At 72.7% G+C, this 25415-nt stretch carries 16 protein-coding genes; 8 read left to right on the forward strand and 8 right to left on the reverse strand.

Features of this window, described 5'->3' with window-relative positions; all coding sequences use genetic code 11:
* The first annotated feature begins 41 nt into the window (after positions 1-41).
* Together OHB09_RS08895 and OHB09_RS08900 are read left to right on the forward strand one after the other, a co-directional pair.
* Positions 42-3167, forward strand: coding sequence for an alpha-N-acetylglucosaminidase (locus OHB09_RS08895; protein WP_328921807.1), 3126 nt, complete (start codon positions 42-44; stop codon positions 3165-3167).
* Between the two features lie 143 nt (positions 3168-3310).
* Complete coding sequence (locus OHB09_RS08900; protein ID WP_328921808.1) at positions 3311-5224, forward strand: hypothetical protein; 1914 nt, start codon at positions 3311-3313, stop codon at positions 5222-5224.
* 90 nt (positions 5225-5314) lie between these two features.
* Here the strand turns inward: OHB09_RS08900 and OHB09_RS08905 are convergent, their stop codons facing one another.
* On the reverse strand, positions 5315-5587 hold the full coding sequence (locus tag OHB09_RS08905) for a helix-turn-helix transcriptional regulator (RefSeq protein ID WP_006137860.1): 273 nt from the start codon (positions 5585-5587) through the stop codon (positions 5315-5317).
* Between the two features lie 104 nt (positions 5588-5691).
* Between OHB09_RS08905 and map the strand changes: the two genes are divergently transcribed.
* A complete protein-coding gene (gene map, locus OHB09_RS08910; RefSeq protein ID WP_319350840.1) occupies positions 5692-6513 on the forward strand; it encodes a type I methionyl aminopeptidase in 822 nt (273 codons plus the stop codon).
* Between the two features lie 70 nt (positions 6514-6583).
* Positions 6584-7300 (forward strand): TetR/AcrR family transcriptional regulator, encoded by a 717-nt coding sequence (locus tag OHB09_RS08915; protein WP_191852917.1) that lies wholly within the window; start codon positions 6584-6586, stop codon positions 7298-7300.
* 16 nt (positions 7301-7316) lie between these two features.
* On the opposite strand, the gene OHB09_RS08920 is transcribed toward OHB09_RS08915, so the two are convergent.
* Both OHB09_RS08920 and pulA read right to left on the reverse strand, forming a co-directional pair.
* The gene (locus OHB09_RS08920) at positions 7317-7658 is read right to left on the reverse strand and encodes a 5-carboxymethyl-2-hydroxymuconate Delta-isomerase (RefSeq protein WP_006137855.1); all 342 of its coding nucleotides are present in this window, start codon (positions 7656-7658) and stop codon (positions 7317-7319) included.
* Between the two features lie 65 nt (positions 7659-7723).
* A complete protein-coding gene (gene pulA, locus OHB09_RS08925; RefSeq protein ID WP_328921809.1) occupies positions 7724-13147 on the reverse strand; it encodes a pullulanase-type alpha-1,6-glucosidase in 5424 nt (1807 codons plus the stop codon).
* A 248-nt stretch (positions 13148-13395) separates the two neighbouring features.
* Between pulA and OHB09_RS08930 the strand changes: the two genes are divergently transcribed.
* Complete coding sequence (locus OHB09_RS08930) at positions 13396-15495, forward strand: carbohydrate-binding module family 20 domain-containing protein (protein ID WP_328921810.1); 2100 nt, start codon at positions 13396-13398, stop codon at positions 15493-15495.
* Between the two features lie 33 nt (positions 15496-15528).
* Here the strand turns inward: OHB09_RS08930 and OHB09_RS08935 are convergent, their stop codons facing one another.
* The gene (locus OHB09_RS08935) at positions 15529-16446 is read right to left on the reverse strand and encodes an AraC family transcriptional regulator (RefSeq protein WP_006137849.1); all 918 of its coding nucleotides are present in this window, start codon (positions 16444-16446) and stop codon (positions 15529-15531) included.
* A gap of 90 nt (positions 16447-16536) precedes the next feature.
* Here OHB09_RS08935 and OHB09_RS08940 point away from each other — a divergent pair, with 90 nt between their 5' ends.
* On the forward strand, positions 16537-17469 hold the full coding sequence (locus tag OHB09_RS08940) for an NAD(P)/FAD-dependent oxidoreductase (protein WP_328729488.1): 933 nt from the start codon (positions 16537-16539) through the stop codon (positions 17467-17469).
* A 94-nt stretch (positions 17470-17563) separates the two neighbouring features.
* Here the strand turns inward: OHB09_RS08940 and OHB09_RS08945 are convergent, their stop codons facing one another.
* From OHB09_RS08945 to OHB09_RS08960, 4 genes are all read right to left on the reverse strand, one after another.
* The gene (locus tag OHB09_RS08945; protein ID WP_328921811.1) at positions 17564-19285 is read right to left on the reverse strand and encodes a glycoside hydrolase family 13 protein; all 1722 of its coding nucleotides are present in this window, start codon (positions 19283-19285) and stop codon (positions 17564-17566) included.
* A 107-nt stretch (positions 19286-19392) separates the two neighbouring features.
* Positions 19393-20304, reverse strand: a complete 912-nt coding sequence (locus tag OHB09_RS08950; protein ID WP_191891139.1) for a sugar ABC transporter permease — start codon at positions 20302-20304, stop codon at positions 19393-19395.
* A 13-nt stretch (positions 20305-20317) separates the two neighbouring features.
* Complete coding sequence (locus OHB09_RS08955) at positions 20318-21322, reverse strand: carbohydrate ABC transporter permease (protein ID WP_167793731.1); 1005 nt, start codon at positions 21320-21322, stop codon at positions 20318-20320.
* A 143-nt stretch (positions 21323-21465) separates the two neighbouring features.
* A complete protein-coding gene (locus tag OHB09_RS08960) occupies positions 21466-22740 on the reverse strand; it encodes an extracellular solute-binding protein (RefSeq protein ID WP_191852924.1) in 1275 nt (424 codons plus the stop codon).
* Positions 22741-23311: 571 nt separating this feature from the next.
* Here OHB09_RS08960 and OHB09_RS08965 point away from each other — a divergent pair.
* Both OHB09_RS08965 and OHB09_RS08970 read left to right on the forward strand, forming a co-directional pair.
* Positions 23312-24346 (forward strand): LacI family DNA-binding transcriptional regulator, encoded by a 1035-nt coding sequence (locus tag OHB09_RS08965; RefSeq protein ID WP_328921812.1) that lies wholly within the window; start codon positions 23312-23314, stop codon positions 24344-24346.
* 125 nt (positions 24347-24471) lie between these two features.
* Positions 24472-25413: a phosphatase PAP2 family protein gene (locus tag OHB09_RS08970; RefSeq protein WP_191852925.1), complete on the forward strand. Its 942-nt coding sequence runs from the start codon at positions 24472-24474 to the stop codon at positions 25411-25413.
* Positions 25414-25415 lie beyond the last annotated feature (2 nt).

Consider the following 25415-nt stretch of genomic DNA (forward strand, 5'->3'; position numbering starts at 1 on the left):
CCCATTAGCGTGCCGCACCTGTCGACACAGGGGGCACCCGGATGGACTCATCGAACCTTCCGTCGCGACGTACGGTGCTGGGCACGGCCGGTGCCATCGGCCTCGGAACCGCTGTGGGTACGACGGTTCCGGCCCACGCCGCCGGGAGCCCCGGCGAGGGCCCCGCCTTCGATACGGCTCCCGCGCGCTCCGCGCTCAATCGGCTGCTGCCCGATCACGCCGGACAGTTCCGTCTGACCCCCCTGCGCCCCTCGGGCGGCCGCGAGCGCTTCCGGGTCACCGGCACCACCGGGCGCGTGGAGGTGGCCGGAACCTCCCCCGCGGTGCTGCTCCACGGGGCGCACTGGTACCTGAAGTACGTCTGCGGGGCCCATCTGGCCTGGAACGGCGGCACCCTCGACCTGCCGCGCCGGCTGCCCGCGCCCGCCCGGCCGCTGGAGCGGTCCACCGCGCTCCCCCACCGGTTCGCGCTCAACGACACCAACGACGGCTACACCGCCCCCTACGCCGATTGGCCGTACTGGCAGCACGAGATCGACCTGCTCGCCGCGCACGGCTGCAACCAGGTCATGGTGATCGCCGGGATGGAGGCCGTCTACCACCGGGTCCTGCAGGACTTCGGCTACAGCGACACCGAGGCCCGCGCCTGGCTCCCGGCCCCCTCCCACCAGCCCTGGTGGCTGCTGCAGAACCTGTACGGCTACGGCGGCCCCCTGTCCGCCGAACTCATCGCCCGGCGAGCCGCGCTGGGCCGCCGGATCGCCGACCGGCTGCGCGCGCTGGGCATGCGCCCGGTGCTGCCCGGCTACTACGGGCACGTCCCGAAGGACTTCGCGGACCGCCGCGGCGGCGACGCGCACGTCGTCCCGCAGGGCACGTGGCACGGCTTCGACCGCCCCTCCTGGCTCGACCCCCGCACGGATGCCTTCGCCGAGGTCGCCGCCTCCTTCTACCGCCACCAGGAGGACGTCTTCGGCCCGGCCGACCACTTCAAGATGGACCTGCTGCACGAGGGCGGCACCGCCGGCGACGTCCCCGTGCCGGACGCGGCCCGCGGCGTCGAGAAGGCGCTGCGCGCCGCCCGCCCGGGTGCCACCTGGGTGATCCTCGGCTGGGAGGCCAACCCGCTGCCCGAACTCCTCGACGCCGTCGACAAGAAGCGCATGCTGATCGTCGACGGCGTCTCGGACCGCTACACGAGCGTCACCGACCGGGAGGAGGACTGGGGCGGCACCCCCTACGCCTTCGGCACCATCCCCAACTTCGGCGGCCGCACCACGCTCGGCGCCCGCACCCACATCTGGCGGGAGAAGTTCTTCGCCTGGCGCGACAAGCCCGGCAGCGCGCTGGCCGGCACCGCCTACCTCCCGGAGGCCGCCGACCGCGACCCGGCCGCCTTCGAGCTCTTCTCCGAACTCGCCTGGACGGACGAACCGGTCGACCGCGCACGGTGGTTCACCGGCTACGCCGACTTCCGCTACGGCGGCCGGGACGCCGGGGCCCGCCGCGCCTGGCGGGCGCTCCACGACACCGCCTACCAGCAGCACGCCAACGAGCGCAGCGACCCGCACGACTCCCTGTTCTGCGCCCGCCCCGACCTGGCCGCCACCCGCGCCGCCCGGTACGCGCCCGCCGCCCTCACCTACGACCCGGCCCGGTTCGACGCCGCCCTCTCCGGCCTCCTCGCGGTGGCCGCGCACCGACGGGGCGGCGCGGCCTACCGCTACGACCTGGTCGACGTGGCCCGGCAGGCCCTCGCGCACCGCAGCCGCCAGTACCTGACGCAGCTCAGGGCCGCCTTCGACCGTGAGGACGCCGCCACGTTCAAGGCGCTCGCCACGCAGTGGCTCACGCTGATGCGGCTGTCCGAGGACATCACCGGCACGCACCCCGCCTTCCTGCTCGGCCCCTGGATCGAGGACGCGCGCCGCATGGCGACGAACCCGCGGGAGCGGGCCGAGTTCGAGCGCACCGCCAAGGCACTGGTGACGGTCTGGGGCGACCGGGCCACCTCCGACGCGGGCAACCTGCACGAGTACGGCAACCGCGAATGGCACGGCCTGCTCTCCGACTTCTACCTGCCGCGCTGGCAGAAGTGGCTGGACGCCTGCGAGGACGCGCTGGCCACCGGGACCGCGCCCGCGGCGGTGGACTGGTTCGCGTTCGAGGAACCCTGGACCCGGGAGCGCAAGGACTACCCCCTGCGGCCGGTGGGCGACGCCTACCGGACCGCCGTCCGGGTCCGGGACGCGCTGGCCCGGGCCCCGTACCAGGGGGCACTGGAGGTGAGCGCCGACCCGGTGGCCTTCCCGCCCGGCGGCCACGCCCGCGTCACGGCCGTCTTCCGCAACGTCAACGGGCTGCGCGGCACCGGACGCGTCGACTTCGCGCTCACCGGCCTCGACGCGGCACCCGAGGGCGCCGGATCGCTCCCCGGCGTCCCGGCGGCCGGGAGCGGCACCGTGCGGTGGCGGGCGAACGCCCCCGGCACACCGCTGGAGGAACCCCTGCGGCCGCTGCCGTACTCCCTCGCCGTGACCTACGGACCGCGCGGGGAACGCCGGGTGACCTCCCGCTTCGAGGGCACGCTCTTCGAGGCGGGGCCGCTGGAACAGGGATGGCGTACGTACACGAACAACGGCGCCGTCCTCGGGCAGCTCGACGGGCGGTTCGCGATCGACGGGGGCGGGGCGGACCTCTGGAAAGGCACGGCCGAGTTCGGCACGGCCTACCGCGAGGGCGTGCTGCGGGACGGGGTGGCGGTGACGGTGCGCGTGGACGCGCAGGCGCCCACGGGGGCATGGGCGCGGGCCGGCATCATCGCCCGCGACGCCCTCGCGCGGCCGGGCGCGGGCGGCTTCGTCAACCTGGCGGTGACGCCATCGAACGGGGTCGTGCTGTCCTACGACTCCGACGGGGACGGCACGCTCGACACCTACAAGCGGGTGACGGGGGTGACGGCGCCGGTGCTGCTGCGGCTGACCCGGGCCGGGGGCGCCTTCCGCGGGGAGTTCTCGGTGGACGGGGGGTCCTCCTGGCGGACGGTGGCGACGGTGACCGTGCCGGGTGCCGGGTCCGTGCAGGACGCCGGCCTCTTCATGTCGGCCACCGACGGAGGGAGCGGGGCACGCGGGACGGTGACCTTCTCCGGCTGGCGGCTCACGTAGCCTCTGCCGCCCCCGCGCCCCTGACAGGGGCGCGGGGCTGTGCCGACATGCGGCTCCGCCGCGTGGGCGCGTGTGAGCACCCGCCCGCACGTCCGGGGCCGCGAGCCCGGTGACCTCGCCGCCGTTCGCTCGTTCTGCTGAACGTGCAGTCACAGGATGTCGCCCCCCGCCCCGCCGCCATCGACGTCACCACCGCCGAGGCCGCCCTCGTCGAGCACTACCCCCGCCTCGCCCGCCTCGCGTACCTCACCCTCCCGGCCACCCTCGGCCGCAACCGCCGTGTCCTGACCGCACATTCGCTCGTCCAGCGCGCGCTCCCCCACGGCCGCACCCCCACCCCGCCCGCCGTGATCCCGGCCCAGTCGAAGGGCCGCGAGGGCGACCCCGGTTACGCGCTCGTCCGCACCCGGGTGATCCGCACCGCGCTGGACGCCGCCCGTCCCCTGACCTTCCGTGCCTGGCCCCGGCGGGCCCAGCTCCCGGCGCTGCTCCCCCAGGTCCGCGGCCTGCGGCTGTTCCCGCGCTCCGGCGGCGGTGACGAGGCCGCCCTGGACCAGGCGCTGTCCACGCTGTCCGCCCCGGCCCGCGCGGCGTACGTCCTGCGCGGCCTGGAGCGGCTGCCCGACGAGGTCCTCCGCGAGGTCCTGGCCGCGGCGGGCGTCGCGGACCCGGACGGGGCACTGCGCGAGGCGGCCGCCGTCCCCGCGCAGGAACTGCTGCTCGGCTCCCGCGAGTTCGACCCCTGCACGCTGCACGCCCGTCCCACCGACCTGATGCGCCGCCGCCAGCACACCCGTGCCGCGCTCGCCGCGGCGGCCGCCGCCCTCGTCTGCGGGGCGCTGCTGGTGCTGCCGGGCGGCGGCTGGGGCCCGGACGGCGCCGCCGCCCCGGCGTACGCGCAGAATCCCTCCGCCCGGGCCGCCCTCGATCCCGGGAAGCTGACGAGGGTCGCGCCCACGGCGTGGAGGACCTCGCCGCGCACCGACTTCTCCGTGTGGCCGGCGCGCGGTGACAGGGCCGGGGACACCGCGCTGCTGCGGCGGGCCCTGGCGGTGTGGGCGCGGCCGGGCGAGTCGGTGCAGGTGTCGGCGACGCCGGGGACGCCCTCGGGCGGCCCGGCCGGTCCGCCGCAGTTGCTGTACGCCGGTGAGGTCGACGCCGCCCGGGTGGTCCTGCTGTACGACGGGCTGCGCATCGTGCGCTACGCGGAGCCGGTGTCCGGCACGGAGGGCGCCGCCCTGGACTTCGCCCGGGTCGACGGTGCCGGTCGCGCGGAGGCCGCCGCGGTGGTGCTGGGCCGGGCCGACGGCAACGTCCGCTATCTGACGGCCCCCTGGATCGGGCGGGCCGGGGAGCGGGACCTGCTGAAGCCGACGGCCGGCGTGATGGACCTGCACCGCACGGCGGACGGGACCGTCTCGCCGCTGGCCAGTCCCGCCACCCGGCCCGGGTCCTGCACCTCCTGGAACGTCCTGCAGCTCACCGACCGCTCGGGCGGGACCCGGCTGTTGACGGACCTCGGGGAACTCACCCCCGCGCACCTGACCGTCGGCCGTCCGGCGGCCCCGCGCGAGGCGGCCGGGGCGGCGGCGCTGCGCACCTGGGCCCCGTTCGCCTGCTCGCTGGCCTCGCAGCGCGGGCAGGGCGTGCGGACGGTGAACGCCTGGCAGTACGCGCGCCAGCCACTGCCCGGCGGCAGCGGCGAGGGGGCGTGGGTGTGCACGCGGGCGGAGACCTGGCGGGGCGGGGGTGCCGGAGCGCTGGCACAGTTCCGGGCGCCCTCCTCCGCGTACGGGGCGGTGACCGCGAAGGGGCAGGACAGCCCGGCCTGCGGTCCGAAGGATCCGCACGTACTGGCGGGCGTGCTGTGGAAGTCGGACGCCGGCGCCTGGTACCTGCTGGCGGCCGCGGACCGCGGGGCCGTCTCGATGCGGGCCACCGGTGCGGTGACGGGTGAGGTGGAGGGCCACACCCTGGCGCTGCCCGCGAAGCCGGACGCGAAGCCCGAACTCACGGCGACGCTGGGCGACGGGAGGACGCTGGACCACCTGCGCTGAGACCCTCGTCCCGAACACACCCGTGCGGCCCGTCGACCACTCGACGGGCCGCACGGTCGTACCGACGGGACCCGCCGCGCGGCGGGAGCGTCAGGAGGCTTCGCTGAGCGCGGCGGCCGGGTCGGTGCGCCAGACCTCGGCGAGGTCGGACAGGGGCACGCCGAGCACCTCGCTGAGCCGTACGACGGTCCCGAAGGCGGGGGTCGGCAGCCGGCCGGTCTCGATCTTGCGGAGGGTCTCCGGCGAGATGCCCGCCTCGAGGGCGACTTCGCCCGGGTTGCGTCCCGCCCGGGCGCGGCGCAGCGCGGCTCCGAGGCGTCGGCCCGCCTCGATCTGTTCGGGGGCGAGCGGGTGGCGAACCATGCGCCCATGCTACCCGTCCGGCACCCCGCGCGGTGGGCCGAGCACCACCCTCCGACTGGTATAAATATACCTGTCGGCAGCCGCCCCGGGAATCGAGGAACGCAGTGATCGAGCACAAGACGCCCGCAGACATCGAACGCATGCACGTCACCGGGAGGTTCCTCGGCGAGGTGCTGGCCGAACTGGGCGAGCTCGCCGCGGTGGGGGTCGACCTGCTGGACCTGGAGCACCACGCCCGCCGCCGGATCAAGGAGCGCGGCGCGGAGTCCTGCTACTGGGACTACGCCCCCTCGTTCGGCAAGGGCCCGTTCCGCAACGTGGTGTGCCTCTCGGTCAACGACGCCGTGCTGCACGGGCTGCCGCACCCGTACAAGCTGCGTGACGGTGATCTGCTGACCATGGACATGGCCGTGACGATCGACGGCTGGTCCGCCGACTCGGCGCTCTCCGTCGTCGTCGGCACTCCGGCGCCCGAGGACCTGCGGCTCATCGAGGCCACCGAGGTCGCCCTGGAGGCCGCGATCGAGGTGGCCCGGCCCGGCAACCGGCTCGGGGACGTCTCGGCGGCCATCGGCGCGGTCGCCGCCGAGTACGGCTACCCGGTGAACCTGGAGTTCGGCGGGCACGGCATCGGCCGCACGATGCACGAGGACCCGCACATCCCCAACCAGGGCCGTCCCGGCCGCGGATGGAAGCTGCGCCCCGGGCTCACCCTCGCGATCGAGCCCTGGTTCACCGCCGGCACCGACAAGATCCGCTTCGACGCGGACGGCTGGACGATCCGCTCGGCGGACGGCTCGCGCGCCGCCCATTCCGAGCACACGGTCGCCATCACCGAGTCCGAGCCGCTCGTCCTCACCCGGCGCCCCCGCGAGGACAAGGGGGCGGCGAAGCCCCGGACGTCCTCCTCGGGCACCGGCCACTGAGCCGCGCTCCTACTACCGGCCCACGCGACCGGCCGGATCCGATCGACCACGTGATCGGTAAAGTGTTCGTATGACAACCGGGGCTCGCCGCAGGATGGGTGTAGAGGAGCGGCGGCAGCAGTTGATCGGCGTCGCCCTCGAACTGTTCAGCCGACGCTCCCCCGACGAGGTCTCCATCGACGAGATAGCCTCCGCCGCCGGTATCTCACGACCACTCGTCTATCACTACTTCCCCGGCAAACTCAGCCTGTACGAGGCCGCGTTGACGCGGGCCTCGGCGGATCTGGCCGGGCGTTTCACCGAACCGCACGAGGGCCCGCTGGGCGCCCGGCTGCTGCGCGTGATGCGCCGCTTCTTCGATTTCGTCGAGGACCACGGCCCCGGTTTCTCCGCGCTGATGCGCGGCGGCCCGGCCGTGGGCTCCTCCCGCACGAACGCGCTCGTCGACTCCGTGCGCCAGGCCGCGTATGTCCAGATCCTGTCGCACCTGGGCTTCGACGCGCGCACCGAGAGCCCGCCGGCCCGGCTGGAACTCGTCGTCCGGTCCTGGATCTCGCTGGTCGAGTCGACGGCGCTGATCTGGCTGGAGGGTCGCCGCATCCCGCGCGGTGAGCTGGAGGTGCAGCTCGTGCACGACTTCGCCGCGCTGGCGGCCGTCGGCGCGGCGCACGACGAGGAGATGGGCGACGTGCTGCGCGCCATGGTGAAGGAGGAGCCGGCCGACAGCCCGTTCACCGAGCTCGTCGCCCGGCTGGTCGCCCTGGCCGCGCCGCCGCCCGTCCACTGACCGCCGGGGAGCGCGGTCAGATCTGGAACTGCCGGTAGGAGGCGTCGAGTTCACGGACCTCGGCGGAGGCGTGCAGCGGTTCCGCGCCGCTTCCCAGGTGCGTGCGCAGCAGGTCCAGCACGTTCTCGGTGAGCTTCGCCTTCGTCTCCTCGGTCCGGCCGGGCAGCAGCGCGATCGAGACGTGGAGCACGGCCGGCTCCCCGCCCCCGGCGCTCTCGGTGCGCACGTACCGGGTCTTGCACGCCTCCGGCCGCGCGGCCGCCGTCGCGACGAGTTCCGCCCTCAGCGCCTTGGCCAGGCCCTCCCGGTCGAGGCTGTCCTTCAGTCGGTCCGAGTAGTCGACGGTGACGAGCGGCATGAGGGGCTCCTGGGCGGATGTGGGGCGGGACAGGGGCCCGCGCACGTGGGCGCGGGCCCCTCACCCTAGCGGCGGGTGAACACGGCGACCGTGCGGGCCGGGACGGTGAAGGTGCCGGCCGCCCTGTCGTAGGAGGCGCCCTTCACCACCGCGTCCGCGCCCTTCGCCTGCACCGGGTGCAGCGCGTACCGCGTGCCGGCCGCCGCCCTCACCGTCTGCTCCTGCCGCTGCGGCGTGGCGTTGAAGACCACGACCAGGTCGCCGAGGCGCATGGTGAGCACGCCCGGCGTCTCCCCCTCCCCCGAGAGCGGGAAGGAGAGCCGGTCCTGCACGCGGGCCGCCGTGGACAGGGAGAAGTCCTTCTCCGTCGTGCGGATGCGCAGCAGGTCCCGGTAGGCCGCCGAGGCGCCCTCGATCTGGGCGCAGCCGACCTTCACGGAGGCCAGCAGCGGCTTGGCGTAGGGCCACTTGGACTCGTTGTCGGCGGCCGGGGGCAGCCCCCGCCCGAAGCCGTTGCCCTCGGCGCAGTCCCAGTGGATCGCGTTGAACCAGTCGCCGCTGTCGAAGGAGTTGCGGTCCAGCGACTTGGACCGCAGGCGGTCGGTGCCGGCCTGGGAGAGCGCCGGGCCCTGCGAGAGGGCGGCCGTCGCCATCGCCAGGACCTGCATGCGGGCCCGCTCGGAGGCGGAGGTGTCCTTCGGCAGCTTGTAGGTGAGCGCGTCGAACAGCGACTCGTTGTCGTGCGCGTCGACGTAGGCGAGTGCGTCGCCGGGCGCCTTCGCGTAGCCGGCGGGGGCGCCGTTGTAGTCGACCTGCGCGCCGGTGACCTCCTTGCCGCCGCTGTCGGTGAAGCGGTAGTCCGCCAGGTCGCCGGTGAGGCCGACCTTGAGCAGATCCTGGTAGTGCAGCAGCCGGGCCTTCTGCTCGGCCCGGGTGCCGCCCGCGGCGGAGGAGTTGGGGTCGGTGTACAGGCCGCTGGCGAAGCCCTGCACGCCGGGGTCCTCGTCGAAGGGACCGCCGCCGCGGACGGCGTCCCGGGCGCGGTCGGAGAAGGTGGCGACGCCGGTGCCCGCCATGTTCTTCTGCGTGGCCTGGACGAACCGGGCGTCGTCGGCGACCTCGCCGAAGTTCCAGCCCTCCCCGTAGAGGACGATCTTCTTCCCGTCGACGCCGTCCTTCTCGGGCGTGAGCGCGTCGAGGGCCTTGCGGACGGCGAGGATGTCGGCCTTCGGGTGGTGGCCCATGAGGTCGAAGCGGAACCCGTCGACCTTGTACTGCCTGGCCCAGGTGACGATCGAGTCGACGACCAGCTTGCCCATCATGGCGTTCTCGGGTGCGGTGCCCGCGCAGCAGGTGGAGGTCGCGACCGAGCCGTCGGCGAGCAGCCGCTGGTAGTAGCCGGGGACGATCCGGTCGAGGACGGAGGTGCCGGCCTGTCCGGAGGCGGCGGTGTGGTTGTAGACCACGTCCATGACGACCCGCAGCCCGTCCTGGTTGAGGGCCTGCACCATCCGCCGGAACTGGACGGTCCTGGCCGTGCCCTCCGGGTCGGTGGCGTAGGAGCCCTCGGGGACCGTGTAGTGGTACGGGTCGTAGCCCCAGTTGAAGGCGTCCTTCGCGGCGGTCCTCGCCACGCAGGCCTGCTGCTTGTCGGAGTCGGGCGGGTAGGAGGCGAGGTCGCAGCCGGGTGCGGCCCGGTCGGACTTCCGCTCGGGGACGGTGGCGAGGTCGAAGGCGGGCAGCAGGTGCACGTAGGAGGTGCCGGCCGCGGCGAGGGCACGCAGGTGCCTGGAGCCGGCGCCGCTCTTGTCGGTGAAGGCGAGGTAGGTGCCCCGGTCCTCGGCCGGGACGGTCCGGTCGGCGACGGAGAAGTCGCGGACGTGCAGCTCCTGGATCTGCGCGTCCCGCAGCGGCACCGCCTTCGGCTTCTTCAGCGAGGTCCAGCCGGAGGGGGCGAGCTTCGCGTCGTCGAGGTCGACGACGAGGCTGCGGGCGGAGTCGGTGGTGAGGGCGACGGAGTAGGGGTCGGTGACCTTGTTGGTCACCAGCTGTCCGGACTTCCCGGCGCCGGGCGCCCACACCGTCACGACGTACCGGTACGGCTTGTTCTTCCAGGACGCCGGCCCGGTGACGGACCAGACGCCGGTGGTGTCGTCGCGGTGCATCCGCACGGTACGGCCGTCCAGCTCCAGTGCGACGCTCCGCGCGGTGGGCGCCCACACGGCCAGGGTGGGCCGGCCGTGGTGGAACGTGGGCCCGAGGTCGGCCCCGGTGGCGGCCGGGTAGAGGTCGTCGAGGACACCGGCGGTCTGTACGCCGGTCGCCGCGAGGACCGCGCCGTTCGCGGCCCGCTGGGTGGCGACGAGTTGCCCGCGCAGCGCGCTGCGCACCCGGTCGCGGTCGCGCGGGTCGACGGACCAGGCGGTGTAGTCCCTCAGATGCGGGAACCTCGCCTTCTGGGCGTCGGTGAACGTGGTCTTCGTCAGCCGCAGCCGGCGCTCGTCGTCACTGGTCAGGGCCCCGTCCTGGACGGCGATCGAGCCGTCGTGGGAGGAGAGGAGCTGGGTGGAGGCGGCGCCGTCCGTCCCGTTCCAGGCGACGGTGTTCCGGTCGATCCAGACCGCCTTGGACGTGCTGAGGTCGAGCGCGGCCGCGCCGCCCGCGGGCTGCGGCAACAGGTGTTCCTCCTGGCCGCTCACCAGCCACACCTCGTGGCCGTCGGCGGCGGTGAGGTCGAGCGACTGGTCGGCGGAGAGGTCCTTCTCGTCGCCGTTGTGGAGGATGTAGCCGAGACTGGTGGCACCCGTGGTGAGCGGCACCTCGAAGACAGCGCCATAGCTGTCGGTCTTCACCGGCTTCAGGGGGGTCGACCAGTCGGTGGGGTTCGCGGCGCCGGTCCAGACGTGCAGCCCCCAGCCGTCGTAGTCGCCGTCGGCGCGGTGGTAGTGCAGGACGGCCTTGCTCGTGTCCTGCGCCGGGTGGTCGGGCTTCTGCGTGACGACCTCCGGGTCGCCCTGCTCGATCCAGACCTCGCCCGTCCTGGTGACGTCGATGGAGCGGTCGGCGGCGACGTCCTTGGTGCCGTCCTTGTCGACGACGAGGAAGCCGACGTCCGACGCGCCCGGCTTGAGCTTCACCCAGGCGAAGGCCCCGTACGCGTCGCGCCCGGTGAAGGGGTGCCCGGCGGGCCAGGTGGTCGCCTCGCCGTCGGCCAGGTCGCCCCAGGCGTACAGGTTCCAGTCGGCGTAGTCGCCGTCGGCGCGCTTGTAGTGGACGATCGCGTAGTCGCGGGTGGAGGCGGTGGGGGGCTCCTCGACGGGCGGGGTGCCGGAGGTGGAGGAGGCGGTGGCGCTCGCGGTGCGGCCGGCGGAGTCGACGACGACCGCCTTGTAGCGCAGGGCGGTGCCGGGCTTCACGTCCCTGCCGAGGGTCTGGGTGACCTTGTAGGGGGCGTGGTCGGCGGTCCCGAGGACCCGCCACTTCCCGGTGCCGGTCTGGGCGGCGAAGACGACGCGGTTCAGCTGTCCGCCGTCGACGTCGGCGGTGAGTTCCACGGTGCCGGTGGCTCCGGCCTCCGGGGCCTTGAGGGTGACCTCCGGCCTGGTGGCGGGTTTCCCGAGCGGTGCGGTCGCCTTGAGGACGATCGCGGAGCCGGCCGGGACGGTGACGGTGACCCTGCGGCCGGCATCGGAGGTGGTGCTCGCCCTGGTGCCGTAGATGCCCCGGTAGGTCATGCCGGCGGACCCGGTGGCGAAGGCGGCCTTCCTGTCCTCCCCGGTGTTGTTGAGGGCGACGACGTACTCCTGGCCCGTGCGCGCGTCCGTGCGGGTGAAGGCGTAGACACCGGCCCCGTCGGCCGCGTACCGCTCGGTCTGGACGCCGTCGGTGAGGGCGGGCTCGGCCCTGCGGAGCCTGGAGAGGGCCGCGATCTGCTCGTACAGCGGTGCCTTGGTGTCGTAGGCGTCGCGCGCGTGGGTGCGGGTGGTGCCGATCTCGTCGTCGTCGAGGTAGTCGGCGACCTTCGAGGCGAACATGGTCTGGCGGGCGTCCTTGTCGCCGCCGCTGCCGGTGAAACCCTGCTCGTCGCCGTAGTAGACGACGGGGTTGCCGCGGCTGAGGAACATCAGCTCGTTGGCGAGCCGGTCCTTGGCGAGGAGTTGGGCGTCGGTGGCCTTGGGGTCGTCCTGGTTCAGGAAGTACCCGATGCGCCCCATGTCGTGGTTGCCGAGGAAGGTGACCTGCTCGTAGGCGTTGGCCTTGTCGGTCGTGTACTTGTGGTCCTCGGCGAAGACCTGGGCGAGCTTCCGTGCGCTGCCGCCCTGGGAGGCGTAGGCGCGGGCCGCGTCCTGGAAGGGGAAGTCGAGGGTGGCGTCGAGGCGGCCCTCGGTGACGTAGGGGGCGGTGACGGAGGTGTCGGCGGAGTAGACCTCGCCGAACATGAAGAAGTCCTTGCGGCCGTGGCGGGCCGCGTACGCGTCGAGGGCGGTGGCCCACTGCGTCCAGAACTCCATGTTCACGTGCTTGACGGTGTCGATGCGGAAGCCGTCGACGTCGAAGTCGCGCACCCAGCGTTCGTAGATCCTCTCCATGCCGCTGACGACCTCGGGGCGCTCGGTCCACAGGTCGTCGAGGCCGGAGAAGTCGCCGTAGGTGGCGGACTCGCCGGCGTAGGTGGAGTCACCGCGGTTGTGGTACATCGACGGGTCGTTGAGCCAGGCGGGGACCTTGGCGTGCCGGTCGGCGGGGGCGACGGTGGGGGTGCGCGGGAAGGAACCGGCGTCGACGGCGGGGAACTTCTTCTTCCCGTTCGCGTAGTCGGCGTCGTCGAAGGGCTCGCCGTCCTTGGTGAGGTACGGGAAGGCTCCCTTGGAGAGGTAGTCGTAGGACTTCCCCTCGTGGTCGACGACGTCGGCGGTGTGGTTGGTGATGACGTCGAAGAAGACCTTCATGCCCTTGGCGTGGGCCTTGTCGATGAGGGTCCCGAGGTCCTTGTTGGTGCCGAAGTGCGGGTCGACCGTGGTGAAGTCGGTGATCCAGTACCCGTGGTAGCCGGCCGAGGCGTCCTTGCCGGTGCCCTGCACGGGCCGGTTCTCGAAGATCGGGGCCAGCCAGAGGGCGGTGGTGCCCAGGCCCTTGATGTAGTCGAGCCGCTCGGTCAGGCCCTTGAGGTCGCCGCCCTGGTAGAAGCCCTTGTCGGTGGGGTCGTAGCCGGTGGCGAGCCGGGAACCGGTCAGGCCACCCCGGTCGTTGGCGGTGTCGCCGTTGGCGAAACGGTCCGGCATGACGAAGTAGAACTGCTCGCGGGTCGCGTCGTGGCGCGTGGGCTCGGCGGCGAGCTCGGCGTCGGAGGGCGGCGGGGGCGGGGTCTGGGCCCGTGCGGCGACCGGGCTGAGCAGCGCGGCGGCGAGCGCGGCCGCGGTGAGGGCGGCGATACGGCCGCCCCGTGGGGTGCGGCGCCGGGTCGCCGGCGCCTGCCATCTCGGTCTCACAGGGTGAACTCCTCGCGGGTGCGGCTCGGTTCCTTGGCCCCGCCACGGCGCGGCGACGCTGCCGGGCGCGGCGTGACCGTACCGCCGCCGCAAGGGTTGCAGCAAGAGTCTTGAAACTCGTAGCAAGAATTTTCAACCACAGCCTTGACGTGACCCTCTCAACTCCCGCACGCTCGGCTCGCGTTGAAAAGGCGGACTCCGCGGCTCCCCACCGCAGGAGCCGCCCTCCCCCTTCGACGGAGCCGCACATGACGACCCCACACCGACCCCCCGGCGGGCTGATACGACGCCTGTCCACCGCCGCTGCCGCCGGCGCGCTCGCCCTGGCGGGCGCCGTCGCTCTCCCGGCCGCGCCCGCGCAGGCGGACACCACCGCGAAGAAGGACGTGATCGCCAACCTCTGGGAGTGGAACTGGAAGTCGATCGCCAAGGAGTGCACGGACGTCCTCGGCCCGGCGGGTTACGGCGCGGTGCAGGTGGCCCCGCCCGCCGAGTCCCTGAAACAGCCGGACTCCTACTGGTGGGACGTCTACCAGCCCTATTCCTACAACCTGAACAGCCGCTTCGGGACGGCGGCCGCGTTCTCCTCGATGGTGTCCACCTGTCACACGGCGGGCGTGAAGGTGTACGTGGACGCGGTCGTCAACCACACCGCCGCGCAGACCGGCACCGGCTACAACGGCACGACGATCACCAGCAAGTACGACACCCCCGACTTCGACCCCGGCGACTACCACCACGCCGGCGACGGCTACTGCGACGACGAGGACGGAACGATCGACGACTGGAACAACTTGGCGGAGGTGCAGAACTGCGAACTGCTCGGCCTGCCCGACCTGAAGACCGGCGAGGACGCGGTCCGCACGAAGATCGCGGGCTATCTGAACAAGCTGCTCGCGGCCGGGGTGGACGGCTTCCGCGTGGACGCGGCCAAGCACATCGCAAAGGCCGACCTGGCCGCGATCGAGGCGAAGCTGAACGGCACGTCCTCGGGCGCCGCCCCGTACGTCTTCCAGGAGGTCTACCCCGGCACGACCCCGCAGCCGGCGGACTACTACGCCTCCGGTGACGTCCTGGACTTCACCTATGCGAGCAGGCTGAAGTCGGCGTTCCAGGGCAACGTCTCCGACCTGTCCTCCCTCGGCTCCGGCGGCATCCTGCCCGCCGCGAACGCCGTCGCCTTCGTCACCAACCACGACACCGAGCGCAACGGCCTGCACCTGTCCTACAAGGACGGCGACACCTACCGGCTGGCCAACCTGTTCCAGCTGGCGTGGAAGGGCGCGACGCCGACGGTCTACGCGAGCTGGAAGTGGAACGTCTCCGACGAGGCCCCGCCGAACTCGGGCGGCTTCGTCACCGACACCGACTGCTCGGGCGGCTCCTGGTACTGCCTGGACCGCGATCCGGCCGTCCTCGGCATGGTCGCCTGGCACAACGCCACGGACACGGCCGCCGTCTCGAACTGGCAGAGCAAGTCCTCGGACGTCATCGGCTTCGGCCGCTCCGGGAAGGGCTTCTTCGCCCTCAACAACGGCTCCTCATCGGCGAGTCACACGTTCACCACCGGCATGGCCGACGGCACCTACACCGACGTCGTGAGCGGCGGCTCGACGAAGGTCACGGTCTCCGGCGGCAGCGCCTCGCTGACGATCCCGGCGAAGGGGGCCGTCGCGTTCTACGACGGCTCGTACACCTGCCCGACGACGAGCTGCGAGGGAGGCGGGGACGACGGGGGCGGCGGCAGCTCGGGAACGACGGTCACGGCGACGTTCAATGAGTACGCCTCCACGACGAGCGGCACGAACGTCTACGTCACCGGCTCGACGGACGCGCTGGGCGCCTGGGACCCGTCGAAGGCGGTGAAGCTGTCCTCGTCCGGCTACCCGGTCTGGTCGGCACGGGCCGCGGTCCCCGCGCACACGTCCTTCACGTACAAGTACCTCAAGAAGGACGCCTCGGGGAACGTCACCTGGGAGTCGAACGCCAACCGCTCCGCATCGGCCGGGAGTTCGGCGCTGACCCTGGACAACTCCTGGAACGTGGCGAGCGCGGACGCCACGGACGTGACGTTCAGGGTGACCGCGACGACGAGCCCGGGCACGAACGTCTACGTCGTCGGCTCGCTCCCCTCCCTCGGCAACTGGAACCCGGCGGACGCGATCCCTCTGTCGTCCGCCTCCTACCCGGCCTGGAGCAAGCTGGTCATCGTCCCCAGGAGCACGGCGTTCACGTACAAGTACCTGAAGAAGGACACGTCGGGGAACGTGACGTGGGAGTCCGGCACGAACCGCGCGTTCACGACGGGCTCGTCGAGCGGCTACACGGTCGCGGACACCTGGAAGTAGCGGACGCCGGGGGACCTCTCAGGCCCCCCGGCATCACGCCGGCCGTGTCCCCCCGGCCCGTTCCGCCTGCCGGAAACGCCCCGGTGAGAGGCCGTAGCGGCGGCGGAAGGCGGTGGCGAAGGCGTACTCCGTCGCGTAGCCGGTGCGCCGGGCCGTCGCGGCCAGGGAGGCGTCGCTCTCCCGCAGCAGCCGGGCCGCGCAGCCCAGCCGCCACTCCCTCAGATAGGTCATGGGCGGTGTGCCGACCGCCGCCGTGAAGCGCCGGGTGAACGCCGTGCGGGACATGCCCGCCGTCGCGCCGAGCCGGGAGACGGTCCACTGCTCCCCGGGCCGCTCGTGCATCGCGCGCAGCGCGGCGGCGATCGCCGGGTCGAGGGCGGGATGCCACCCCCGGCGGTCCTCCTCCCCCATGTCCTCCAGCCACTGGCGCAGCACCTGCGTCAGCATCAGGTCGAGGAGTGCCGCCCGGGTCGCGTCCGCGCCCGCCTGGTCCGGTGACGTCTCGTCGAGCAGAGCGACGACCGAAGCCACCGCCGGGAAGCGTGCGGGGTCGGGGGTGAGGACGAGCGGGTCCGGCAGGGCCGCCAGGTACGGGTGCACCTGCCCCCGGTCGAGTCGGTAGGCGCCGCACAGGAACTCGCAGTCGGCGGGGGCGGCGGCCTCGTCCGGCGGGTCCGATCCCAGCACCACCGGAGGGAGTTCACGCAGCTCGCAGGGCGCGTGACCGAGTCCGTGGTCCGCCCCGGCGGTGATGAGGACGACGTCGCCGGGGCGCAGCGCGACGGGGGGCGCGTCCTCGGTGACGAGCCAGGCGCCGCCGCGCAGGATCACATGGAAGCCGCTGCCGGTCAGGCCGGCGTACCGCAGGCCCCAGGGCCCGGACCGCCGGAAGCGGCGGACGGTGCCCCGTCCGACGCGAAGACCCGCGAGGGCCTGGCTGATGACGTCCACCCTTTCGAGTCTAGGCCGGGGCACACACGCGTATCCCCCGCGCACGGCAGGACATGTGCGCGCGCCCCGGCCGCTGGTTCGGTGGAGGGCATGAACGCACGTGACAACACCACGAGGGACTGTGTCGTGATCGGCGCGGGGGCGGCCGGGCTGAGCGCCGCGCTCACCCTGGGGCGGGCCCGGCGCGGCACCCTCGTCGTCGACGCGGGGAGGCAGAGCGACCTCGCGGCCCCGGGCATCGGCGGGCTCCTCGGGCAGGACGGGCGCCCGCCCGCGGAGTTCTACGCCAGGGGGCGCGCGGAGCTGGCGTCCTACCCCTCCGTCGAGCTGTGCCGGGGGGAGGTGGTCTCCGGCGTGCGCGAGGCGGACGGGAGTTTCACGCTGGACCTCGGGGACGGCCGCCGCGAGCGGGCCCGGAGCGTGGTCCTGGCGCCCGGCACGGACTACCGGTACCCCCGGGTGCCCGGCATGGACGAGCGCTGGGGCCGGACGGTCTTCCACTGCCCGTTCTGCCGCGGCTGGGAGGTCCGCGGCCGCACCCTGGGCGTCCTGGCGAGCGGTGCCGTGGGCGTGCACGGGGCGCTGAACCTGCGCGCCTGGAGCGAGCGGGTCACCCTCCTCACCCATGGGCGGGAGTTGTCCGCCCAGGAGCACGAACGGCTGGCGGCCGGCGGCGTCGCGGTGGACGAGCGGCCGCTCGCCGCCCTCGACGGACCGGGCACCGCACTGCGGTCCCTGACCTTCGCCGACGGTGGGGAACTGCCCCTGGACGCACTGCTGGTCAAGACGGTCCTGCACCAGCGCTCCCCGCTGGCCCGCGACCTCGGGGCCTCCCTGACCGAGCCGGACGAGATGCTCAGCGTCGAGGCGATCACCGTGGACCCCATGGGCCGGACCGGGGTCCCGCGCCTGTACGCCGCCGGCGACGCGGCGGCCTCGACCCCGCCCTCGGTGGCGGCCGCCCTGGCCTCCGGTCACCTCGCCGGCGCGACGGCCTCGGTGGAACTCGTCGCGGGCCGCTGACCGTTCACCCGCCCCCCCACTGCTCCACGCGGGCCCGGCGCCCGGCGCCCGCCGAAGCGGGGGCCGGGCGCCGGGGGCGGTGGGTGGGCGGGGGTCAGGCCCGGGTCCACCACACCGTCGTGTCGGCCGGTACCTCGGCCTGCTCGCCGGTGACGCTCACCTCGCCGGTGGCCAGCAGGACGCGGCCGTACGCCGGGACCTTCACCGGCTTGCCCGTCGTGTTGGCCACGCACACGAAGTCGCCGCGGCGGAAGGCGAGGACGCCCTCGGGGGCGTCGAGCCACTCCACCGCGTCGCCGGCGCCGAGGTCCGGCCGGGCGCGGCGTACGGCGAGGGCGGTGCGGTAGAGCTCCAGGGTGGAGCCGGGGGCGCCGGTCTGGGCCTCCACGCTCAGCTCGGCCCAGTCGGAGGGCTGCGGGAGCCAGCTTCCGCCCTCGCCGAAGCCGTAGGACGAGCCCGTGCGGGTCCACGGGATGGGGACCCGGCAGCCGTCGCGGAAGCCGTCCTGGCCGGCGCCGCGGAAGTAGGCCGGGTCCTGGCGGACCTCGTCGGGCAGGTCGGTGACGTCGGGCAGGCCCAGTTCCTCGCCCTGGTAGACGTAGGCGGAGCCGGGGAGCGCCAGCATCAGCAGGGTGGCGGCACGGGCGCGGCGCAGGCCCAGCGCGCGGTCGCCGGGGAGGCGGAGCTGGGTGCCGAGGCCGGGCGGGTTGCCGAAGCGGGTGGTGTGCCGGGTGACGTCGTGGTTGGAGAGCACCCAGGTGGCGGGGGCGCCGACGGGGCGCATGGCGTCCAGCGTGCGGTCGATGACCTCGCGCAGCTCGGCGGCGTCCCAGTGGGTGCTCAGGTACTGGAAGTTGAACGCCTGGTGCAGCTCGTCGGGGCGCACGTAGTGGGCGGTGCGCTCGATGGTGGGGGTCCACGCCTCGGCGACGAAGATGCGGTGGCCCGCGTACTCGTCGAGGACGGTGCGCCACTGTCGGTAGATGGCGTGCACGCCCTCCTGGTCGAAGAAGGGCATGACGTCGTTGCCCAGCAGTTTCACCTGGTCGTGGCTGCCGAGGTCGGGCAGCCCCGGCGCCTTGACCAGGCCGTGGGCGACGTCGATGCGGAAGCCGTCGACGCCCATGTCGAGCCAGAAGCGGAGGATCGAGCGGAACTCGTCGGCGACCGCCGGGTGGTCCCAGTCGAAGTCGGGCTGCTCGGGCGCGAACAGGTGCAGGTACCACTCGCCGGGGCGGCCGTCGGGTTCGGTGACCCGGGTCCAGGCGGGTCCGCCGAAGATGGACTCCCAGTCGTTGGGCGGGAGTTCGCCGTGCTTCCCCTTGCCGGGGCGGAAGTGGTAGCGCTCGCGCAGCGCGGAGCCGGGGCCCTCGGCGAGCGCCCGCTTGAACCACTCGTGCTGGTCGGAGGAGTGGTTGGGGACGATGTCGACGATGACCCGCAGGCCCAGTTCGTGGGCGTCGCGGATCAGCGCGTCGGCGTCGAGGAGGTTGCCGAACATCGGGTCGACTGCGCGGTAGTCGGCCACGTCGTAGCCGGCGTCGGCCTGCGGGGAGGCGTAGAACGGGCTGAGCCACACGGCGTCCACGCCGAGGTCGCGCAGGTACGGCAGCCGGGTGCGGATGCCCTCCAGGTCGCCCATGCCGTCGCCGTCGCTGTCGGCGAAGCTGCGCGGGTACACCTGGTAGATCACCGCGTCCCGCCACCAGTCGGGGCGCTCGGCGGCGGCGCTGGTGACGGCCTCGGGGACGGTGGCCGGGGCGAGGGGGGCCGGGCGCGCGGCCTGGGCGGTTTCGGCGGAGTGCTGCTGGGTCATGGCGTCCTTGGTGCGTCGTGGAGTTCGAGGTGCGGGGCGGGCGTGGCGCGGGAAAGGGTGCCCGGCGGCGGATGGGCCGGGCACCCCTCGTCCTCGCCGGGAGGGCGTCAGCCCTTGGTGCCGCCCGCCGTGAGCCCGGTGACCAGGTTCTTCTGGACCAGGTAGAAGAAGGCCGAGACGGGTATCGCGATCAGCACCGCGGTGGCGGCCATGAGGTTGCGCTGCGCGTCGTGCTCGCTGACGAAGCTCTGCAGGCCGACGGCGAAGGTGTACTTGTCGTCGCTCAGCATGAACGTGGAGGCGAAGGCGACCTCGCCGAAGGCGGTGAGGAAGGAGTAGAACGCGGCGACCGCGAGCCCGGGCCTGGCCAGCGGCAGGATCAGCCGCAGGAAGGTGCCGAAGGGGTTGAGCCCGTCCACGCGGCCGGCCTCGTCGATCTCGAAGGGGATCGTGTCGAAGTAGCCCTTGAGCAGCCAGGCGCAGTACGGGACGGTCGTGGTGCTGTAGATCAGGATGAGCCCGAGGTAGGTGTCGATGAGGCCCAGGTCCGACATGATCTGGTACATCGGCACGATGAGCACGGCGATCGGGAACATCTGGGTCAGGAGCAGCAGCCACATGAACTTCTTGTAGCCGGGGAAGCGCATGCGGGACACCGCGTAGCCGGTGGTGGCGGCGATGACCACTCCGATGACGGTGGTGCCGAGCACCACGACGAGCGTGCTCCTCAGCCAGTCGAAGAAGCCCGTGTGCTGCAGGACGAACGTGTAGTTGTCCAGCGTCATCGTGTGCCAGATGCGGCCCGGGTGCAGGTAGTCGTCCTTGCCGGGGCCGAGCGAGAGGAAGATCAGCCAGGCGACGGGGAAGAACGCGACGAGGCTCGCGGTGATCAGGACGCCGTGGGAGGCGAGGCTCGCCAGCGGCCCGCGTTCGCCGCGCCGGCGGACCCGGCGGCGGGGGGTCTCGGCGGCGGCCCGGCCCGCTACCGGGGCGGAGGTCTCGGCGGTGGTCGTACTCATGGGAGCTCCTGCCTCAGATCGCGAGCTGCTGCTCGTTGCGGTTCAGCCAGCGGCGGTAGAAGGAGGTGAAGACGACGAGGATGGCCAGCAGCAGCATGCCGTAGGAGGCGGACTGCGCGAAGTCGCGCGGCTGCTGTCCGAAGCCCAGCCGGTAGGCCCAGGTGACGAGGATCTGCGCGTCCGGCGCGGTGTTGCCGAACAGCAGGAAGATGATCGCGAACTGGTTGAAGGTCCAGATGATGCCGAGCAGGACGACCGTGGAGCTGACCGACCGCAGCCCGGGCAGGGTGACGTACCGGAACCGCTGCCAGGCGCTCGCGCCGTCCATCTCGGCGGCCTCGTACAGGGTGGTGTCGATGGACTGCAGTCCGCCGAGCAGCGAGAGCATCATGAAGGGCACGCCGCACCAGGTGTTGACCATGATGGCGGCGAACCGCTGCCAGAAGGTGTCCTCCAGCCACAGCGGGGTGGGCAGGTGCACGGCGTCGAGGGCGGCGTTGATGATGCCGCCGTCGGCGAGCATGAAGCGCCAGCCGAACACGGTGACGAAGGTGGGCACGGCCCAGGGCAGCACCAGGACGAGCCGGTAGAAGGTGCGGCCGCGCAGCCTCTGGTTGAGCAGCAGCGCGAGGCCGAGGCCGATGCCGTAGTGCAGGGCGACGCACACGGCCGTCCAGACGACCGTCCACAGGAAGTGCGACCAGAAGCGGTCGTAGGCGGTCGGGCCGAACAGGATGTCCCGGTAGTTGTCGAGGCCGACGAACTTGTAGGTGGCGTCGATGTGGTTGACGCCGATCGTGCGCGCGGTGTTGAGGCTGTTGGCGTCGGTGAGGGTGAGGTAGAGGCCGTACACCAGCGGGTACAGCACGAGCACGCCGAGCACGACCGCCACGGGGGCGATCATCGCGTAGGCGTACCAGTGCTTCTGGTACGCCCGCCGCAGGCGCCCGGTGCGGCCGGGCCGGGGCGCGCGGTCACCGTGGCGCTTGCCGGTCGCGCGGTCGATGGCGACTGTCATGGGTTCGACACCTTCTGGAAGTTCGGCGGTACGACGACGGAGCCGGGCGGCCCGGCGGCCGCCGGGCCGGGGCGAGGGGGCCGGGCGGGCCCGCGGCCGCCGGGTCCCTCACGCGGTGTGCGGGGCCCGGCGGCCGGCGGGACTCACTCGGCGAAGTCGGGAACCAGCTTGGTGAAGGCGAGTTCGGTGTTGCTCAGCCCCTTGTCCAGGGATTCCTTGCCGCCGGCGATCTTGGGCAGTTCGGTGTCGAGCGGCGTCCACAGGGAGCTGTACTCCGGCAGCGCGGGGCGCGGCTGGGCGGCGGACAGCACCTGCTGGTAGCCGGCGATGCCGGGGTCGGCCTTGACCTTGTCGGTGTAGGCGTCCTCGCGGGTGGGCAGCGTGGAGTTCTTCAGGGCGATGGTCTCCTGGGACTTCGCCGAGGTCATGAACTTCACGAACTTCAGCGCGGCCGACTGATGTGCCTTGTCGGAGCCGGCGTAGACGGAGAGGTTGTGGCCGCCGGTCGGGGCGCCCGCCTTGCCGGTGGAGCCGGCCGGGACGGTGGCGATGCCCAGGTTCTCCTTGTCCTTGAAGGCGCTGCCCTTGTAGAAGTTGGTGATCTCCCAGGGGCCCTGGATGATCGCGGCGACCTTGCCGCTGACGAACGCGTCCTGGATGTGGGCGTAGGCGTCGGCGGTGGTGTCGGCCTTGTGCAGGCCCTTGCCGGAGAACAGGCCGAGCCAGGTGCCGTAGCCCTTCTTGGCCGCGGCGGAGTTGACGGTGATCTTCTTGGCGTCGGCGTCGACGGTGTCGGTGCCCTCGCCGTAGAGGAAGGGCTGGCCGTAGTAGCCGGCGGTGGAGCCCCAGTAGCCGTCGACGCCGGCCTTGTCCTTGACCTTGGCCGCGTCGGCCCGCAGCTCGTCCCAGGTGGTGGGGGCCTTGGTGATGCCGGCCTTCTTGAACAGGGCCTTGTTGTAGACGAGCGCGAGGGTGTCGGTGACCAGCGGGACACCGTAGGTCTTGCCCTCGTACTGGGCCTGCTTGATCAGGCTGGACCGGAACTCGGACCTGTCGGCGAGGGCCTCGGTGCCGTCCAGCGGCAGGAGGTAGCTCTTCTTGGCGAAGGCGGGGGTCCAGCCGACCTCGGAGCGCAGGACGTCGGGGGCGCCCTTGGAACCGGCGGCGGTGTCGAACTTGTTCTGCGCCTGGTCGAAGGGGACGTTGACGTACTTGACCTTGATGTTCTTGTTGGCCGCCTCGAACTCCTCGACGAGGGCCTTGTACGTCGGTGCCTCGTTGGTGGCGTTGGAGGTGTCCCACCAGGTCAGGGTGACCGGACCGTCGGCCTTGCCGCTGTCGCTGTCGCTTCCGCCGCAGGCCGTCGCCGCGAGGGCGAGGGACGCCACCAGCGCGGTGGCCGCTATGCCACGCCGCATGAGTTCTCCTTGAGGGTGAGTGCCCGTGTGGGCCGGGGAGACGGTCCCGTCCGCCGTCCCCGTCGCCGACTTGCCGGTGCCGGCCGCGCCGACGGGGGTGTCCCCGCCTCCGGGTCCGTGGCCGGAAGTGGCCTGGCCGAATGCGGTGAGGGCCGCCGGGCGACGTGAACGTAACAGCGATGTAAGCGATGCGAAAGACCTTGCAGCAAAAAAGTGCAAGAACTGATGACAGTTACCCGTCCGTGATGTGTGCCCGGCAGCCGTGCGATAGAGCGCCACCACGGGCGGAGCGGGGCGGAAACCGGGTGGTGGCGCATTGTGCAAGACTCTGCAAGCCCTTGCCGCGAAGGGGTGGGACGGGGGATCATCCCTTGCAGGCGTCCCCTGAAGGCCGCTGAAAGCGTGTCACCCGGCGGGGTGACCCCGGCCCACTCACTCACCCACGCGGACACCTACCCAGAACTCACGAGGGAGCGCGATGACGCAACAGCCCGCCGCGGGCCGGACGCCCGCCCGCACCCGGCGTGCGCCCGGTGCGCGAGGGGCGAGGGGGCCGGTACAGTCGCATCCCGTGACCACACGGCTTTCCGACATCGCAGCGCAGGCGGGAGTCAGCGAGGCGACCGTCAGCCGGGTCCTCAACGGGAAGCCGGGCGTCGCCGCGACCACCCGCCAGTCCGTCCTCGCCGCCCTCGACGTGCTCGGCTACGAGCGTCCGGTCCGGCTGCGGCAGCGCAGCGAGGGCCTGGTGGGGCTGATCACCCCCGAGCTGGAGAACCCCATCTTCCCGGCGCTCGCGCAGGTCATCGGCCAGGCGCTGACCCGGCAGGGCTACACCCCGGTGCTCGCCACGCAGACCCCCGGCGGCTCCACGGAGGACGAGCTGACGGAGATGCTGGTGGACCGCGGGGTCGCCGGCATCATCTACGTCTCAGGACTGCACGCCGACACCACCGCCGACATGCAGCGCTACGAGCGGCTGCGCGCCCAGGGCGTGCCCTTCGTCCTGGTGGACGGCTTCTCCCCGAAGGTGCAGGCGCCCTTCATCTCCCCCGACGACCGGGCGGCCACGGCGCTGGCCGTGACCCACCTGGTCTCCCTCGGCCACACGCGGATCGGACTGGCCCTCGGGCCCAAGCGGTTCGTGCCGGTGCAGCGCAAGATCGAGGGCTTCGTCCGGACGGTGCAGGAGCTGCTCGGTCTGGCCCCGGACGTGATCGAGAAGGAGCTGGTCCAGCACTCCCTCTACACGCTGGAGGGCGGCCAGGCGGCGACCAGCGCGCTGATCGACCGGAACTGCACGGCGGTCGTGTGCGCGAGCGACATGATGGCCCTGGGCGCGATACGGGCGGCCCGGCAGCGGGGGCTGCGGGTCCCGACGGACGTGTCGGTGGTCGGCTTCGACGACTCCCCGCTCATCGCCTTCACCGACCCGCCGCTGACGACGGTCCGCAAGCCGGTCCCCGCGATGGGCCAGGCGGCGGTGCGCACGCTGCTCGAGGAGATCGGCGGCACGCCGGCCCCGCACAGCGAGTTCGTGTTCATGCCGGAGCTGGTGGTGCGCGGGTCCACGGCGTCCGCACCCGGGGACCGCAACCGGGCGTAGTCCATTCGGGTGCTGAGTCCTCCCCGGGGTGGAGAAGCACCCCGGCTCTCCACCCGTGAACGTGCGGGACGGGCCCACCCGGAGGAGGATCCGAGGGAGGACCTCCTCTGACAGACTCTGTGCCCATGGGTGAGACGACCGCGTCCCTGCAGGAAGGCCGCGCGGAGCAGGGCTTCCCGCGCCGGCCTCGGGCCCCGCGTGCGCCTCGTCTGTGGTTCGAGGTGCTGCTGACAGCGGTGAGCTACTGGACCTACTCCCTGATCCGCAACGCGGTGCCGGAGCGTCGCGGGGAGGCGCTGCGGAACACGGACTGGGTGTGGGGGCTGGAGCGGCACCTGGGAATCGCCGTCGAGGACTCGGTCAACCACACGGTCAACTCGGTGACGTGGCTGATCGTCGGCATGAACTACTACTACGCCACGCTGCACTTCCTCGTGACGGTGGGCGTCCTGGCCTGGCTGTACAAGAGCCATCCGGGCCGCTACGGGGCCGCGAGAACGGCCCTGTTCGCGACGACGGGGGTGGCGCTGCTGGGCTACTACCTGTTCCCCCTCGCCCCGCCGCGCCTGATGCCGGGGGGCGGCTTCGTCGACACGGTGGTGGTGCACCGGACGTGGGGGTCGATGGCCTCGGGGGACCTGAAGGACATGTCCAACCAGTACGCGGCCATGCCCTCGATGCACATCGGCTGGGCGCTGTGGTGCGGGCTGACGATCTTCGCCCTGGCGAGACTGCCGTGGGTGCGGATACTGGGCCTGCTGTACCCGGCGGCGACGCTGGTGGTCATCGTCGCCACGGCCAACCACTTCTGGCTGGACGCGGTGGGGGGCGTGCTGTGCCTGGCGCTGGGCTTCGGCGTGGCGGCGGTCTGGTACGGGGCGCGGCCCTACGCGCTGCCGCGCCTGCCGGCGGTCTCCTCCTCCCGCACGGTGCGCTCCGGGCGGGACGCGCCCACGGGGGCACCCGCGGACCCGGAGGCCCCGGTCACGGCGGCCCAGGAGGCGGCGGCCCCGGTCACGGCGGCCGGGACCGAGGAGAGCCATGTGCGCAGCCCCCCGCGCCCCTAGCC

It is taken from the genome of Streptomyces griseoaurantiacus (assembly GCF_036189845.1).
In the GTDB taxonomy this organism is placed as follows: domain Bacteria; phylum Actinomycetota; class Actinomycetes; order Streptomycetales; family Streptomycetaceae; genus Streptomyces; species Streptomyces griseoaurantiacus.

What these genes read in the sequence shown, in the direction of transcription:
- OHB09_RS08895 (WP_328921807.1), top strand. Translation starts at nt 42, where the DNA reads ATGGACTCATCGAACCTTCCGTCGCGACGTACGGTGCTGGGCACGGCC.
- OHB09_RS08905 (WP_006137860.1), bottom strand. Translation starts at nt 5,587, where the DNA reads ATGGTTCGCCACCCGCTCGCCCCCGAACAGATCGAGGCGGGCCGACGC.
- OHB09_RS08915 (WP_191852917.1), top strand. Translation starts at nt 6,584, where the DNA reads ATGACAACCGGGGCTCGCCGCAGGATGGGTGTAGAGGAGCGGCGGCAG.
- OHB09_RS08920 (WP_006137855.1), bottom strand. Translation starts at nt 7,658, where the DNA reads ATGCCGCTCGTCACCGTCGACTACTCGGACCGACTGAAGGACAGCCTC.
- OHB09_RS08930 (WP_328921810.1), top strand. Translation starts at nt 13,396, where the DNA reads ATGACGACCCCACACCGACCCCCCGGCGGGCTGATACGACGCCTGTCC.
- OHB09_RS08940 (WP_328729488.1), top strand. Translation starts at nt 16,537, where the DNA reads ATGAACGCACGTGACAACACCACGAGGGACTGTGTCGTGATCGGCGCG.
- OHB09_RS08945 (WP_328921811.1), bottom strand. Translation starts at nt 19,285, where the DNA reads ATGACCCAGCAGCACTCCGCCGAAACCGCCCAGGCCGCGCGCCCGGCC.
- OHB09_RS08950 (WP_191891139.1), bottom strand. Translation starts at nt 20,304, where the DNA reads ATGAGTACGACCACCGCCGAGACCTCCGCCCCGGTAGCGGGCCGGGCC.
- OHB09_RS08955 (WP_167793731.1), bottom strand. Translation starts at nt 21,322, where the DNA reads ATGACAGTCGCCATCGACCGCGCGACCGGCAAGCGCCACGGTGACCGC.
- OHB09_RS08960 (WP_191852924.1), bottom strand. Translation starts at nt 22,740, where the DNA reads ATGCGGCGTGGCATAGCGGCCACCGCGCTGGTGGCGTCCCTCGCCCTC.
- OHB09_RS08970 (WP_191852925.1), top strand. Translation starts at nt 24,472, where the DNA reads ATGGGTGAGACGACCGCGTCCCTGCAGGAAGGCCGCGCGGAGCAGGGC.